The organism is Curtobacterium sp. MMLR14_006 (genome assembly GCF_001864985.1).
GTDB lineage: Bacteria > Actinomycetota > Actinomycetes > Actinomycetales > Microbacteriaceae > Curtobacterium.
This window is the reverse complement of record NZ_MJGU01000023.1, coordinates 367,170-381,327: the sequence shown is the minus strand read 5'-3', so window position 1 is coordinate 381,327 and position 14,158 is coordinate 367,170. Positions and strand designations below refer to the sequence as shown.

Genomic DNA, 14,158 nt, shown 5'->3' with positions numbered 1-14,158 from the left:
GTCGCCGGCGTACCCGGCTACCGGACGAGCCACCCGGCGAGCGTCCCGAGCCGGACTGCCGCGATCCGGAGACGGCGGCGGCCGAACGGTGCGCAGACGACCGACCAGCAGGTCGCGACCACGTGCCGCAGCACCGCGCCGCGTTGCCAGGACGCCCCGTGCACGCGGTGCTTCTCCACCAGGAGGTGGTCCCACCGGGCGTAGTGCCGGTGGTTCCGGAAGAGCGCACGGACCGACCGTCGGAGCCGGTACTGGACGACCGCAGCCGGCTCGAAGCGCGTCGGGTACCCGAGGTACGTGGCGCGCCATGCCAGGTCGATGTCCTCTGCTGCGAGGAACGCCGGATCGAAGCCGCCCGTCTGCTCGAGCACGCTCCGCCGCATGCCCAGGTTGGCAGACGTCGTGTGCGGGAGGTGCCCGAAGCGCACGCTCGGCCAGGGCTGCTGCACGCTGCGCCACATCCAAGGCTCGTTGAGTCCGTCGTGCCGCAAGGGTCCGGTGCACACTCCGGCGATCGCGAGACCAGCGACCATCGCCTCGATCCAGGTGGCGGACACCACGTCGTCCGCATCACAGAACAGCACGACTTCGGTGTCGAGGGACCGCCAGCCGGCGTTCCGCGCGGCGGCCGGTCCGCGGACGACGGAGGAGTCGACGACCGACGTCCGCCAACCCGAGGGCCACGCGGTGGCGTCGACGATCGCCTCGACGTCCGCGACCGGAGCCCCGTTGCAACTCAGCACGACGGAGACCAGCCCCCGCCAGGTCTGCCGGACGAGGGCGTCGAGCTGCGCGGCGAGCTCCGTCGTCCCTCCTGGTCCGACGGGGACCACGACGCCCACCGAGGGCCGGTCGTGCGCGTCGGGAGCCCCCGTCCGGGCCCGGGATCCCGGCTCGACGGCGGTCACCGAGCCGTCCCGCCCTCGACCGTGACGCCGCCGGGTCGGAGACCGGTCGCGACGGCACGGACCGCCGGGAACGCCGCGGCGACGAGGACGGCCGCGACCATCCCGGTGCCCGCGGGCAGGAACACAGCGGCGACCGCCCCGGACGGTGCGGCGGACCGGACGGCGAGGGCGACCAGGACGGCTGCCGCCGCGGCGAGCGCTCCCGGTACGGCGGAGGAGCCGAGGTCGCGGAGTCGGATGCCCGAACCGCGCGTGGCGACGAGGAACGACGGCACCACCAGGCCGGCGCAGACCACCGCGTAGGCAGCGGCCATGCCGTGCACGCCCCAGGGCAGTGCGACGACGAGGGCGCCGAGGAGCACCGGCTGAGAGACGAACGCCCACCGGACCTGCCGCCCGGACCGACCACTCGCGACGAAGTACCAGACCGCTGCGAACCCGAGCGCCTGTGCGCCCCCAGCAGCGGCGAGGAAGGGCAGGATCTCGGCGGAGCCCGCCCACGCCGCTCCGAACAGCAGGCCGACCACCGGCCCGGCGAGCGCCCCGAGCAGTGCGAGGACCGGCCAGGCCATGAGGGTCACCGTCTGGACGATCCGCCGGTAGCGGCGGCGGACACCATCGGGGCCGGCAGCGGTGAACGCCGGCACGGCCACCCGCTGCACCGCTGCGCCGATCTGGTCGAGCGGCAGCGTCATCAGCTGCATCGCCTGCACCCAGAGCCCGGCGACGGCGGGTGAGAACACCGCGGCGACGAGCACGCGGTCACCGGTCCGGGCAGCGAGCGAGACGACCTGGACGAGGGAGAGGTCGCGCGCGGCACCGGTCATCGACCGGACTGCGGCCCAGGGTGCCGCACGACCTGTCGGAGTCCCCCGCAGCGCGGCGATGCCGGTCGCCGTCGCAGCCCACAGGACGACCACCTGCGCGATCATCGCGAAGGGACCGGCACCGGCCGCGGCCAGCGTGATCGCGGTGACCGCGCCGAGCACGACCGCGACGGACTCGACCGCGACGACTCGCCCGACCTGCTGGCGACGGACCAGGCTCGCGACCGGGACGGCGACGCGACCGGCGAGGGGGAACGCGATCGCGATCACGACGAGCAACGGGCCGTAGGGCCCGTGCGGGACCGCGATGAGCAGCACCCCGCCCGTGCACCCGACGGCAGCGGCGAGGACCCATCCGAGGCGGGCGCTCATCCGGTGCAGCGCCACGAGGACCGGCGCCGCGAGGTCACCGGAGCGCAGGACGACCGAGGCGAAGCCGTTGGTGCGGACGAGTTCGACGAGCACGGCGAGTGCGAGCACGACGGCGGCCACGCCGTAGGCATCCGGTCCGAGGATGCGAGCGGTGACGATGTTCGCGCTGATCTGGACGCAGGCACGGAAGGCCGTGCCCGTCAGGCTGATCACCCCACCCCGAACCGTCACCACGAATGCAGCATATCACATTCGCGAGAGACTTCCTTGGCTGGTTCATCGGAAGCGGCAGCGATCGCCACAGGCCCGCTCCCTACGTTCCCTCTCGTCGGCCCCGCCCGTGCACGTCGTGCGGCCGGTGACCCGCAGCCGACCACCACCGAGGAGAACCATGTTCCTGACGTACCTCAGGCGCGAACTCACGAACCGCAAGAAGCAGACCGTCATCGTCGCGATCGGGATGGCGTTGGCCATCGCCCTCGTGGTCGTCGTGTCCTCGATCGCCGGCGGCGTGCAGGCCGCGCAGTCGAGCGTGCTGCAGTCCGTGTACGGCGTCGGCACCGACATCACCGTCACGAAGACGACGACCCCGAGCGCGTCGGGCTCCGGTCGACCGAGCTTCGACTTCGGCAGCCGGAGCGGTGACGACGGCGACAGCAGCGGGTCGACCGACCTGTCGCAGTCACGGCTCGCCGTCGCGCGCGGCACGAGCACGCTCAGCGCCGCCAACCTCACGACCGTGACGGGCACCGACGGCGTCGAGGCCGCGACCGGTGTGCTGACCCTCGAGAACAGCACGTTCTCCGGTCAGGTCAAGCAGTCCACCGACGGCAGCAGCACGGACAGCAGCAGCTCCGACAGCAGCAGCACGGACAGCTCCACCCAGCAGGGGCCGCCGAGCGGCGGCGGCTTCGGCGGCGGCTCGTTCGACGTCGACTCGTTCTCCGTGACCGGCATCCCGGTCTCCGGCGACGCCGTCGGGCCGTTGACGAGCACCGAGCTCACGAAGGGCCGGACCTTCACCGCGAAGGACGCCGGCAAGGACGTCGTCGTGCTGGACGCGTCCTACGCGAAGAGCGAGTCGAAGGCGGTCGGCGACACCGTCGACATCGGCGGCACCGACTTCGAGGTCATCGGCATCGTCACCTCGACGGGCTCGTCGTCCACCACGGGCTCGAACACCTACATCCCCCTCGACACCGCGCAGGCGCTCGCCGACCTCGACGGCAAGGTCACCGCGATCTACGTGTCCGCCGAGTCCTCGTCGGACGTCAGCGCGATCAAGACCGCCCTGCAGCAGGAGCTCACCACCGCCACGGTCTCCACCGAGTCCGACCTGGCGTCGAGCGTCTCCGGTTCGCTGGGCACCGCGTCGAGCCTCGTCTCGAACCTCGGCACCTGGCTGTCGATCGTGGTGCTGGCGGCGGCGTTCCTCCTCGCGATCCTCTTCACGATCTCCGGCGTCACGAGGCGCACCCGCGAGTTCGGCACCCTCAAGGCCATCGGCTGGTCGAACGGCCGAATCACCCGGCAGGTCGCCGGGGAGTCGCTCGTGCAGGGCCTGATCGGCGGTGTCGTCGGCGCAGCGGTCGGCCTGATCGGCATCCTCGTGGTGAACGTCATCAGCCCGACCATCTCGGCGAGCGCCTCGAGCACGACCGGTGGTGGCGGCGCAGGCGGCGGCGTGCCCGGCGGCGCGGCGACCGCGGCCGCGGGCAGCGGCACGACGGGCGGCGCTCCGGCCGGCGGATTCGGCGGCGGCACGGCCACCGCGTCGACGACCGACGTGGTCCTGCACGCCCCGGTGACCGTCGAGGTCGTCCTGCTGGCGATCGGCCTCTCGATCCTCGGTGGTCTCATCGCCGGCGCACTCGGCGGCTGGCGTGCGAGCCGGCTCCGTCCGGCCGAGGCACTGCGGAGCGTGGCCTGATGCCCGGCCCCGCGACCGGCACGACACCGACCGCCGGCCCGCACGCCGCACACGCACCGACACCGACACCGACACCGAGCACGCGACCAGAAGGAGTCACCGTGACCAGCACCGACACCGCACCCGGCCAGGCGGAGGCGAACCGCGCCTCCGGTCCGATGTACCGGTTGACGAACGTCAGCAAGACGTACCAGCAGAAGAACCGGACGGTCACCGCCCTGACGAACGTGGACCTGACGATCCCGCAGGGACAGCTCGTGGCGGTCCAGGGGCCGACCGGCGGCGGCAAGTCGACGCTGCTGCAGATGCTCGGGGCGCTCGACCGACCGACGGCCGGGTCGATCCACCTCGGCGGCGACCGCGACGTGGCGAAGCTCGGCGACCGTGCGCTGACCGACCTGCGGGCGACGGAGATCGGCTTCGTGTTCCAGAGCTTCAACCTCATCCCGACGCTGACGGCGCTCGAGAACGTCGAGACGGCGTTCGCGGGGTCGCTCGCGAACCGAGCACGTCCGGAGATCCGCGAGCGGGCCACGGCTGCGCTCCGCGAGGTCGGGCTCGGCGAGCGGATGGAGCACCTGCCGGCCGAGCTCTCCGGCGGGCAGCAGCAGCGCGTCGCGATCGCCCGCGCCCTGGTGAAGAACCCCAGCGTGCTGCTGGCGGACGAGCCGACCGGTGCGCTCGACGAGGGCACCCGCGACGAGATCATGGGCCTCATCGAGAAGCAGTGGGCGGATCGCGGGCTGACGGTCGTCATCGTCACGCACGACTCGTGGGTGGCGAAGCGGGCCGAGCGTCGCCTGCGCCTCGAGCAGGGGCAGGTGCGCGAGGTGTAGCGCCGGCGGGCGGGACCGGGCCTCGGACCCGCCTCAGCCGCCGATCGGGTAGTCGCAGTACGCGAACCACCGCGAGTCCGGCGACCACGGCGGGACGTTGACCGTGCCCTGCCCGCCGTCGAGCGTCACGAGGGTCTCCGGCAGCACCGCCATCCGGGCGCCGCGGACGAGCGCGCCGGGCAGCAGCCGGAGTTCCACCCGGTGGTCGGCGGGGTGGCCCTGCACGCCGGGCTCGTACGACAGGTAGAGCAGGTGCGCGCCGTCGGGCGAGACGTGCGGGAACCAGTTCACCCGGTCGTCGTTCGTGATCCGCACCGGGTCGGTCGCTCCCGGCCGCAGGGCGACGAGCTGGGCGGTGCCGGGGGTGAAGCGCTCCGAGTTCCACACGAGCTGGTCGCCGGCGAACGAGACGCCGTCGTCCGGGTGCTCGTCGCGGGTCAGGAACGTCGGGTCTCCGGTGGCGGGGTCGACGAGTGCGACGTCGGTGGTCCAGACGCCCTGCTCGGAGTGCTCCCCGACGATCGCCGCCAGGGTCTCGCCGTCCGGCGCGATGCCGTGCAGGTAGAACTTCCGGACGACCGGCAGCGCGGTGGTGACGTCGGTGAGCGTCGCTGCGGCTCCGCCGAGCGGGACCGGGACCCGGTACAGGTCGCCGTCGCGACCGCTCACCACGACGGAGTTGCCCGAGGGGTCGAGCACGTGGTCGTTGTTGATCTCCGGGACGCCCGGCATCGGGACCGGCACGAGCGCCGACTCGTCGACGACCGTCCCGCCGTGCTCGAGCAGCCAGAGGTCGCCGCCCCCGTTCAGCAGGAGCCTGCCGTCCGGCAGCACGTTCGGCGCCTCGACGAGCAGCGTGCTCGACTCGAACACGAGCCGACTCGTCCGGCTCTCGAGGTCGTACACGTGCACCCGGCTGGTCTGTCCCGGCAGCAGCTGTCGTCCGCGCGCTTCGTTCATGGGTCCCATCCTGTCGTGGTGCGGGCCGCGTGCGCGCCGCCGCACGGACGGACGGGAGGCACGATGCGGGTCCGACCCGCATCGTGCCTCCCGTCAGGTGGTCCGGTCTACTTCACGGCACCGGCGGTCAGGCCGGCGACGAACTGGCGCTGGACCACGAGGAACGCGATGACGACCGGGATCGACACGACGAGCGAGGCCGCCATGATCTGGTTCCAGTACACGTTCGTCTGCGTCGAGTACTGCTGCAGGCCGACCGCCAGGGTCTGCCCGTCGCCGTTCGTCATGACCGAGGCGAACAGCACCTCGCCCCACGCCGTCATGAACGAGTAGATGCCGACCGCGACCAGACCCGGTCGCGCCGACGGCAGGATCACCCGGAACAGCGCACCCATCGGCCCCGAGCCGTCGACCATCGCGGCCTCGTCGAGCTCCCGCGGGATGGTCTCGAAGTAGCCCGCCAGCATCCAGATCGAGAACGGCAGCGTGAAGGTCAGGTAGGTGATGATGAGACCGGTCCAGCTGCCGACGAGCTGGATGCCGAGCGAGTTCCCGAGGTTCGTGAAGATGAGGAACAGCGGGAGCAGGAACAGCACACCCGGGAACATCTGGGTGGAGAGCACCGCGGTGGTGAAGGTGCTCTTGCCCTTGAAGTTCCAGCGCGAGACACCGTAGGCCGCGAACGTCGCGATGATCAGCGAGAACACCGTGGCGACGGTGCAGACGACGAGCGAGTTCACGAAGTACTTCGCCAGGGGCACGGTCGTCCACATGTCGATGAACGGCTGGATGGTGACGTTCGTCGGGATCCACGTGAAGTCGTTCTGCACGTCGCCGAGCGGCTTGATGGCCGTGGTGATCATCACGTAGAGGGGCACGACCGTGAACAGGGTCAGGACGACCAGGGTCACGATCTTGAAGGACTTGGCGCCGACTGTCTCACGCACGGACGGACCTCCGGTTGGTCACGGCGAGGTAGATGCCGGTGACGACGAGCAGGAAGAGCAGGAGCAACACGCTCATCGCGGCTCCGGAACCGAAGTTCCAGGTGATGAACGACGCGTTGTAGATGTGGAAGCTCAGCAGGTCCGCGGCCGGGGGCTGCGCGGTCGAGCCGAACAGGACGAACGGGGTGTTGAAGTCGTTGAACGTCCAGAGGAACATCACGAGCACGAGCGTCACGTTGACCGGGCGCACCATCGGCAGCGTGATCGAGCGCCACTGCCGGAACGGCTTCGCGCCGTCGACCGAGGCGGCCTCGTACACGTCGTTCGGCACGGACTGCAGACCGGCCATGAGCATGAGGAAGGCGAACGGCCAGGTCTTCCAGATGGCGACGACCACGACGGAGACGAACGCGTTCGAGCCGATGAGCCAGAACGGCCCGGTGCCGCCGAACAGCCCGAGCTGGTCGACCAGCAGGTGGTTGATCGCCCCGGAGTCCCGCTGGAACATGAACTTCCACGTGATGATGCCGGCGTACATCGGCAGTGCGTAGGGCACGAGGAACAGCGTGCGGAAGAGCCCGCGGCCGCGGAACGGCTTCTGCAGCGCGACCGCGGCGGCCATCCCGAACGACCACGACAGGCCGACCACGAGCACGGTGAAGGCGCACGTGATGAGGAACGAGTGCAGCACGCCCTTGCCGACGGCCTGGTCGAAGTCGACGACGAGCTGGTAGTTGCGCAGCCCGGCGAAGGGTGCGGCACCCCAGTTGGCGATGAAGTACTTCGTGAGCTGGATGAAGGAGATCCAGATGCCGGTGAGCATCGGCACGATGTGGATGAGCAGCTCGAACAGGATCGCCGGCGCGACGAGCGCGTACGGCAGCCACTGGAACGTGCGCTTGCGACCCGGCGGACGGCCCGACGCTGTCGGGGCCTTCGTGTGGGTCAGGTCGATCTGCTCGGAGTCGGGCAGGACCGTCGTGGACATGGGCAGGGCCTTTCGGCAGGAGGGATCCGGGTGCTTCGCACCCCCGGCCGGAACGGGCGGACGGGAGGCACGGCATGCGTGAGACCGATGGCTCACTGCCGACTGGTGGTCGGCTCTGGAGGTGGGGGGCGGAGGCCCGGGGCGGTCCTGCGGACGCGCCCCGGGCCTCCTGGCCGGGTCAGCCGATCGACTGGGAGACCTGGTCCTGGGCGGTCTGCAGCGCCGACTTGATGTCGCTGTCGGACACGGTGCCGCCGGTGGCGATCTTGGCGAACATGTCGTTCATCGCCTTGCCGACCGTGGACTCGAACTGGTCCTCGGCGGGCACCAGCGGGAGCGGCTTGGCCTTGTTGTTGTAGATGTCGAGGAACGTCTTGGTCTGCTCGTCGGTGACCGAGTCGGCTGCGGCGGCGAGCACCGGCAGGGCCGAGTACGGCTTGTCGAGCGTGGCCTGCGTGTCGGCGCTCGTCATGTACTTGACGAACTTCAGCGCGCCGTCCTTGTTCTTCGTGTTCTTGAAGACCGACAGGTTGATGCCAGCCGGGAACGACGCGATGTCCTGGCCGTCGGCGGTGGTCGGGAACGGCACGACGCCGAACTCGTCCGACTGCATGCCCTGCGAGGTGATCGTGGCGTTCGCGTTGTTCTGCGTGAGCATCATCGCGGCCTTGCCGTTGGCGAAGTCGGACACGGCCTGGGTGCCGTTGTCGTACTGCGCGTTCGACGTGTTGACGGCCTTGTCGGTCTGCATCAGGTCGAGGTAGCGCTTGATGCCGTCGACGTTCGCCGGGTCGGTGAAGGTCGGCTTGCCGTCCTTGTCGAACCACTCGCCGCCGTTCTGCGCCGAGGTGATGAACGCGAAGTGCGCGTTCTCGGTGTACGAGCCGCCGGCGATGGTGAAGCCGTACTTGCCGCCGGTGGTGAGCTTCTTCGCGTCGGCGGTCAGGTCCTCCCACGTGGTGGGGGCCTCGAGGCCGGCGTCCTTGAACATCGCCTTGTTGTAGTACAGGCCGTAGGCGAGGCCGTAGAGCGGGACGCTCGTGACGGTCTTGCCCGGGGCGCCGCCGGTGGAGAGCGCCACCTTGCCGAACTTGTCCGCCCCGCCGATGGCCTTCATCTCGGAGTCACCGAACTCCTGGAACGCGCCGGTCGCCTGCAGCGACGTCGCCCAGGTGTTGCCGATGTTGACGACGTCGGGGCCCTGGCTCGAGGACACGGCGGTCTGGATCTTGGTCTGCAGGTCGTTCCAGCCGATGACCTGCAGGTTCACCTTGATCCCGGTCTCCTTGGTGAACTTCTCGAGGACGGGGGTGAGCACCTCCTTGTCGTTCTGGAGCGACGTGCCCTGGTTGGACGCCCAGTACGTCAGCGTCTTGGGGTCGCTGGCTCCGGACGACCCGGAGGAGCAGGCTGTGAGGCCGGTCACCGTGAGGGCGGCGGCCGCCGTGATGGCCAGTGCGCGGATGACAGTGCGCATGACTCTCTACTTTCTCGTCGTTGAGATGGTGCAGGAGGTGGTGGTGTCGTGCTGTCGGTGGTGCTGCGGTGGTGCGTGCGGGTCGTCCCGGCGGCGCCCGCCCGTCGTCGGACGGGCTCCGGCCGGACCGGCGGTCAGGCCAGGGTGGACGCCGCGGGGTCCCAACCCTCCGGGAGGGTCGGGGAGGGTGTGACGGTGCTCTCGACGAGCACCGCCTCACCACGTTCTGCCGCCTCGGCGATGGAGACCATCACGTCGAGGACGTGGAAGGCGAGGGCGCCGGGGACCCGGTTCTCCTCGCCGGCACGGAGGGAGCGGGCCAGGTCGACCACGCCGGTTCCGCGCGTGTACGTCGAGCCGACCGCGGGGATCGACTCGGGCTCCTCGGCGCCGAGCGCGTACAGCTCGGTGTCGCCGTCGAAGTCGTTCGGGTCGGGGAAGACGACGGTGCCGGTCTCCCCCGCGATCTCGACGAAGCCGGTGCGACCGCGGTCCGACTCGAACGAGAAGACGCTCTGGGCGCTGCCGCCGTCCTCGAACTCGATGAGCGCCGAGTGGTTCGTCGGGACATCGACGGGGAACTCCGTGCCGGCCTTCGGTCCGGAACCGATCGTGCGGGTCGCTCGGGACTTCGACGCGGTCGCGGTGACCTTCTGCACCGGGCCGAACGCCTGCACGAGGGTCGTGATGTAGTACGGGCCGATGTCGAACAGCGGACCGGCGCCGTACGCGAACAGGAACTCGGGGCTCGGGTGCCACGACTCCGGACCGGGGCTCTGGAACAGCGTCAGGCCGTTGAGCGGACGGCCGATGCGGCCCTCGCGGACGGTGCGGAGGGCGGTCTGCAGACCGGCGCCGAGGAACGTGTCGGGGGCGACGCTGACCGTCCGGCCCGCGGCTCGGGCGGCGTCGCGGAGCGCGGCGGCGCTCTCGCGGTCGAGGGCGTAGGGCTTCTCGCCCCAGACGTGCTTGCCGGCTGCGAGCGCCTGCAGGGCGACCTCGACGTGCGCGGCGGGGATCGTCAGGTTCACGACGATCTCGATGTCGTCGTCGGCGAGGAGCTCCTCGACCGTGCCCGATGCCGGGACGCCCCACTTCTCGGCCTGCGCGGCGGCGCGCGGCAGGTCGATGTCCGCGATGAACCGGACCGCGACGTCCGGGAAGACCGTGAGGTTCGAGAGGTACTGGTCGGAGATGACCCCGGCGCCGATGACGCCGACGCCGACCGGGCCGGTGCGGTTGGTCTCGGCGGCGGCGGGCTGCGTGCCGGCCGCGGTGGTGGTGTCGGTCATGCGCGGACCCCCTCGAGGAACGTGTACGAGTCGGCCACGGCCTGGAAGACGTCGCCGTCGTGGTCGTCGAGCTCGACGACGTGCTGCGCGTCCGGAGCCGCGGCGACGATCTCGCGCACCGGCATGATGCCGTTGCCGACCGCGACCTGCCGCTTGTCGTCGTGCGACCCGTCGCCGTCCTTGACGTGCAGGAACTGCACCTTGTCGCCGTACTTGCCGATGATCGCGACCGGGTCGTCCCCGCCGACCTGCACCCAGTAGGTGTCGAGCTCGAGCACGACGTCGTCGGACAGGGCGTCGGCGAACACCTCGTAGGCGCTCACGCCGTCGATGCGGTTCGAGAACTCGAACGCGTGGTTGTGGTACCCGAGCACGAGGCCGTGGTCGGCGGCGCGCGGTGCGAGGGCGCTGAGTTCGCGGGCGATGGCCTCGACGTCCTCGCGGGTGGTCCAGCGCGACTCGTCGATGTGCGGGTCGATGAGCGTGCCGAGCCCGACCGTGACGCTCGCGTGGAAGATGCGCTCGAGGTCCTGCTCGCCGGCGTCCAGCAGGCGTGCGTGCCCGCTCGGGGCGGTGAGCCCGGCGTCGCGCAGTGCCGCGGCCAGTCCGTCGGCGTCGTCGACGAACCCGAAGGCCTCGACGTCCGTGAAGCCGATGTCGGCGAGGCGCCGGAGCGTGCCGGGCAGATCGGCCGAGAGGGCATCGCGGACGGTGTAGAGCTGGACCGAGATCGGTTGGGTCACCAGGGTTCTCCTCGTCGAGATGGTGCGGTCGTCACTGACCGAGCGTCACACTATGACCGCTTCTGTCGGCGGTCAAGCAGAAGTCGGCGTGATCTCGACGGACTTCGTTGCGTGGCCCGTTCGATTGTGTTTCACTCGCCCCATGGTCGATCTGACTCGGACGGCAGCGTCGCCTCCGGTCGGGACGAGCGAGCTCTTCCAGATCCTCCGCGACGGTGTGCCGCGGACCCGGGCCGAGCTCGCGAGCCTGACGGGACTCGCACGCTCCACCATCGGCGTGCGCCTCGACGCGCTCGTCGACGTCGGACTCGTCGGCCCGGTCGACACCGCGGTCTCGACGGGCGGCCGTCCCCCGGCACAGGTGGCGCTGCGACCGCGCGCTCGACTCGTCGTCGCCGCCGACCTCGGCGCCTCGCACGGCCGCGTCGCCGTGACCGACCTCGTCGGCGCGCCGCTCGCCACCCGCCAGGCGCGGATCGACATCGCCGCCGGCCCCGTCCCCACGCTGACCTGGCTGGTGTCCACCATCGACGAGCTGCTCGGCGAGGTCGGCCACTCCCGCCACGACGTCGTCGCCATCGGCATCGGCGTGCCCGGCCCGGTCGAGTTCTCCACCGGCCGCCCGGCGAACCCGCCGATCATGCCCGGGTGGGACGGCTTCGACGTCCCCTCGTGGCTGCGCCAGCACATCGCCGCCCACGTCCTGCTCGACAACGACGTCAACATCGCCGCGCTCGGCGAACGGCAGCACGGCTGGCCGGACGTCGACCACCTGCTCTTCGTGAAGGTCGCCACCGGGATCGGGTCCGGCATCGTGTCCGAGGGACGGCTGCAACGGGGCGCGCAGGGCACCGCCGGGGACATCGGACACGTCCGCGTCGCCCGCGCCGGCGACGCCCCCTGCCGCTGCGGCAACACCGGGTGCCTCGAGGCCGTGGCCTCCGGGCCGGCGATCGCCCGGGGCCTGCGCGCCGCAGGCCACGACGTCCACTCGAGCGCGGACGTGCTCGACCTGGTGAACCGGGCCGACCTCGACGCCATCGCGGCCGTGCGGCAGGCCGGGCGGGACATCGGCGAGGTACTCGCCACCTGCGTCTCGCTCATCAACCCGTCCGTGATCGCCCTCGGCGGGTCGATCACGCAAGCCGGCGAGCACCTGCTCGCCGGGGTCCGCGAGGTCGTGTACTCCCGCTCGATGCCGCTCGCCACCGAGCACCTGGTGATCGCGCAGTCGCGGTCCGGGTCGCTCGCGGCGCTGCAGGGCGCGGCGGCCCTCGCCATCGGGTACGCGCTCTCCCCCACGGGTGTCGACGCCCTGGTGACCGTTACCGACGGCCGACAGCTGGTGTCCTGACGGACGGGGACGGTGCAGCGCCCGGCGTCGCTGGCAGCTCTGGCGGCTCCGGCACGGCAGTGCGTGGCGCACGGCAGAGCGGAGGGCCGCGTCCGCTCGGTGCGTCGGTTTCGTGACGTCGGTGCACGGGGGGACAATCGTGTGGTGAAGATCGTGCAGCCCACCCTGTGGGGCGACCCGGACCCGGGGCTCGAGGTGGAGTCCGTCTCCGCCGCGCCGACCGCGGCGCCCGGGCACGACGCGTTCACCGCCCTGCGCGGGCACACCGACCGCATCGTCGCGCACTCCTCCGACCGCGTCGCCTGGCTGCGCGCGCGTGCCGCGGGCATCACGGCGACCGACGTCGCACGGCTCGCGTCGCTCCACGCGGTCGAGTCCGTCGTCACCGAGAAGCGCTACGGCTCACGGTTCTCCGGGAACGCGTTCACGGAGCACGGCAAGGACCGCGAGCCGCACATCGCCGCGTGGGTGGCCGCCACCCACGGCATCCAGCCCTCGGCGCACCTGTTCCACGCCGCCACGAACCGCGCGCACCTCGCCACCCCCGACGGCGTCGGTGTCGACGGGTCCTCGCGCGTCGTGCTCGCCGAGATCAAGACGACCGGCAAGGGTTGGCGGAGCATCCCCCGCCACTACCTGCGGCAGGTCTGGTGGCAGCAGTACGTCCTCGGCGCCGACCGCACCCTGTTCGTGTGGGAACGCCACGACGGCTTCGTCCCCGTCGCCGACGAGCCGGAGTGCCGTTGGGTCGACCGCGACGACGACCAGATCCGCGGGCTCGTGCAGCTGGCCGACCTCGTGCTCGACAAGCTGCGCGGCTTCCGCTCCTAGCCCTGCACCCGCGTCAGAGCTTCACCAGCCGCAGCCGGCTCATCCCGACGACGAGCACACCGAGCAGCGCGATCGACACCGCGATGCCGATGCAGTAGATCGTCACGATGCCGTAGCCCTGCGCCGGGTCGAGGAACGGGTACGGCACCCACCCGTCCGTGGCGCCACGGATCAGCACCACCACGGACCACACGACCGGGTAGAGCACGAACCACCAGATGTGCCGGAACAGCAGGCGCGACCGGTCCGAGAACAGCAGCCAGTCGAGCACCACGTACGCGGGGATGACCCGGTGGAGCAGCTCGTTCGACCACGGCACGGTGTCGGCCGCCACGACGTTCGACAGGAGCGTGTTGTACACGATCCCCGTCGTCGCGATGTAGACCGTCGCCGCACCACGGAGCAGGCTGACCCCGAGCTGCGCGCGCTTCCGCCGCGCCGCCACGACGAGGGTCACCGCGAAGGCGACCGCCACGATGATGTTCGACTGGATGGTGAAGTAGCCGAAGAAGTTCCACGGGCTGTAGCCGGCGACCTCCGAGCTGGCGAGCCACTGTCCGACGACGGCGGCGATGGCTGCGATGACGGCGATGAGCCGCAACGAGTTCACGAGGGTGCGCACGGCTCCACGCTAGCGGGCGCTCGGGTGCCGGACGCAGAAGGACCCGCACCGAAACCGGTGCGGGTCCTCCT

General features: G+C 71.0%; 13 protein-coding genes. 4 read left to right on the top strand and 9 right to left on the bottom strand.

What is annotated here, in order from left to right; genetic code table 11:
* Positions 1-17 precede the first annotated feature (17 nt).
* Both BIU94_RS17865 and BIU94_RS13685 read right to left on the bottom strand, forming a co-directional pair.
* Entirely contained in the window at positions 18-908 is an 891-nt protein-coding gene (locus BIU94_RS17865; RefSeq protein WP_071261209.1) for a glycosyltransferase family 2 protein, read from the bottom strand.
* Positions 905-2,338, bottom strand: coding sequence for an oligosaccharide flippase family protein (locus BIU94_RS13685; protein WP_175472227.1), 1,434 nt, complete (start codon positions 2,336-2,338; stop codon positions 905-907). Before BIU94_RS13685 ends, BIU94_RS17865 begins: the two co-directional genes overlap by 4 nt.
* 160 nt (positions 2,339-2,498) lie before the next feature.
* Between BIU94_RS13685 and BIU94_RS13680 the strand changes: the two genes are divergently transcribed.
* Positions 2,499-4,037 (top strand): ABC transporter permease, encoded by a 1,539-nt coding sequence (locus BIU94_RS13680; protein ID WP_071261205.1) that lies wholly within the window; start codon positions 2,499-2,501, stop codon positions 4,035-4,037.
* Positions 4,038-4,195: 158 nt separating this feature from the next.
* On the top strand, positions 4,196-4,873 hold the full coding sequence (locus tag BIU94_RS13675; protein ID WP_071262119.1) for an ABC transporter ATP-binding protein: 678 nt from the start codon (positions 4,196-4,198) through the stop codon (positions 4,871-4,873).
* A gap of 33 nt (positions 4,874-4,906) precedes the next feature.
* Here the strand turns inward: BIU94_RS13675 and BIU94_RS13670 are convergent, their stop codons facing one another.
* From BIU94_RS13670 to BIU94_RS13645, 6 genes are all read right to left on the bottom strand, one after another.
* Entirely contained in the window at positions 4,907-5,833 is a 927-nt protein-coding gene (locus BIU94_RS13670) for a hypothetical protein (RefSeq protein ID WP_071261202.1), read from the bottom strand.
* 107 nt (positions 5,834-5,940) lie between these two features.
* On the bottom strand, positions 5,941-6,780 hold the full coding sequence (locus tag BIU94_RS13665; protein WP_071261195.1) for a carbohydrate ABC transporter permease: 840 nt from the start codon (positions 6,778-6,780) through the stop codon (positions 5,941-5,943).
* Positions 6,773-7,768 carry a carbohydrate ABC transporter permease gene (locus tag BIU94_RS13660; RefSeq protein ID WP_071261192.1) on the bottom strand — a complete coding sequence of 332 codons (996 nt, stop codon included), beginning with the start codon at positions 7,766-7,768 and terminating at the stop codon, positions 6,773-6,775. Before BIU94_RS13660 ends, BIU94_RS13665 begins: the two co-directional genes overlap by 8 nt.
* 178 nt (positions 7,769-7,946) lie before the next feature.
* Positions 7,947-9,245 (bottom strand): ABC transporter substrate-binding protein, encoded by a 1,299-nt coding sequence (locus BIU94_RS13655; protein WP_071261191.1) that lies wholly within the window; start codon positions 9,243-9,245, stop codon positions 7,947-7,949.
* Positions 9,246-9,379: 134 nt separating this feature from the next.
* Positions 9,380-10,537, bottom strand: coding sequence for a Gfo/Idh/MocA family protein (locus tag BIU94_RS13650; RefSeq protein WP_071261190.1), 1,158 nt, complete (start codon positions 10,535-10,537; stop codon positions 9,380-9,382).
* Complete coding sequence (locus BIU94_RS13645; protein ID WP_071261189.1) at positions 10,534-11,280, bottom strand: sugar phosphate isomerase/epimerase; 747 nt, start codon at positions 11,278-11,280, stop codon at positions 10,534-10,536. The genes BIU94_RS13650 and BIU94_RS13645 overlap by 4 nt, the downstream gene beginning before the upstream one ends.
* Before the next feature lie 142 nt (positions 11,281-11,422).
* Between BIU94_RS13645 and BIU94_RS13640 the strand changes: the two genes are divergently transcribed.
* Both BIU94_RS13640 and BIU94_RS13635 read left to right on the top strand, forming a co-directional pair.
* Positions 11,423-12,634 carry an ROK family transcriptional regulator gene (locus BIU94_RS13640; protein WP_175472226.1) on the top strand — a complete coding sequence of 404 codons (1,212 nt, stop codon included), beginning with the start codon at positions 11,423-11,425 and terminating at the stop codon, positions 12,632-12,634.
* A 252-nt stretch (positions 12,635-12,886) separates the two neighbouring features.
* On the top strand, positions 12,887-13,465 hold the full coding sequence (locus BIU94_RS13635; protein WP_254783011.1) for a YqaJ viral recombinase family protein: 579 nt from the start codon (positions 12,887-12,889) through the stop codon (positions 13,463-13,465).
* A 13-nt stretch (positions 13,466-13,478) separates the two neighbouring features.
* Here the strand turns inward: BIU94_RS13635 and BIU94_RS13630 are convergent, their stop codons facing one another.
* Positions 13,479-14,087 carry a Pr6Pr family membrane protein gene (locus BIU94_RS13630; protein ID WP_083404838.1) on the bottom strand — a complete coding sequence of 203 codons (609 nt, stop codon included), beginning with the start codon at positions 14,085-14,087 and terminating at the stop codon, positions 13,479-13,481.
* Positions 14,088-14,158 lie beyond the last annotated feature (71 nt).

Coding starts and splice junctions, on each gene's coding strand:
- BIU94_RS13640 (WP_175472226.1), top strand. CDS start 11,423: ATGGTCGATCTGACTCGGACGGCAGCGTCGCCTCCGGTCGGGACGAGC.
- BIU94_RS13655 (WP_071261191.1), bottom strand. CDS start 9,245: ATGCGCACTGTCATCCGCGCACTGGCCATCACGGCGGCCGCCGCCCTC.
- BIU94_RS13670 (WP_071261202.1), bottom strand. CDS start 5,833: ATGAACGAAGCGCGCGGACGACAGCTGCTGCCGGGACAGACCAGCCGG.
- BIU94_RS13675 (WP_071262119.1), top strand. CDS start 4,196: ATGTACCGGTTGACGAACGTCAGCAAGACGTACCAGCAGAAGAACCGG.
- BIU94_RS13650 (WP_071261190.1), bottom strand. CDS start 10,537: ATGACCGACACCACCACCGCGGCCGGCACGCAGCCCGCCGCCGCCGAG.
- BIU94_RS13680 (WP_071261205.1), top strand. CDS start 2,499: ATGTTCCTGACGTACCTCAGGCGCGAACTCACGAACCGCAAGAAGCAG.
- BIU94_RS13660 (WP_071261192.1), bottom strand. CDS start 7,768: ATGTCCACGACGGTCCTGCCCGACTCCGAGCAGATCGACCTGACCCAC.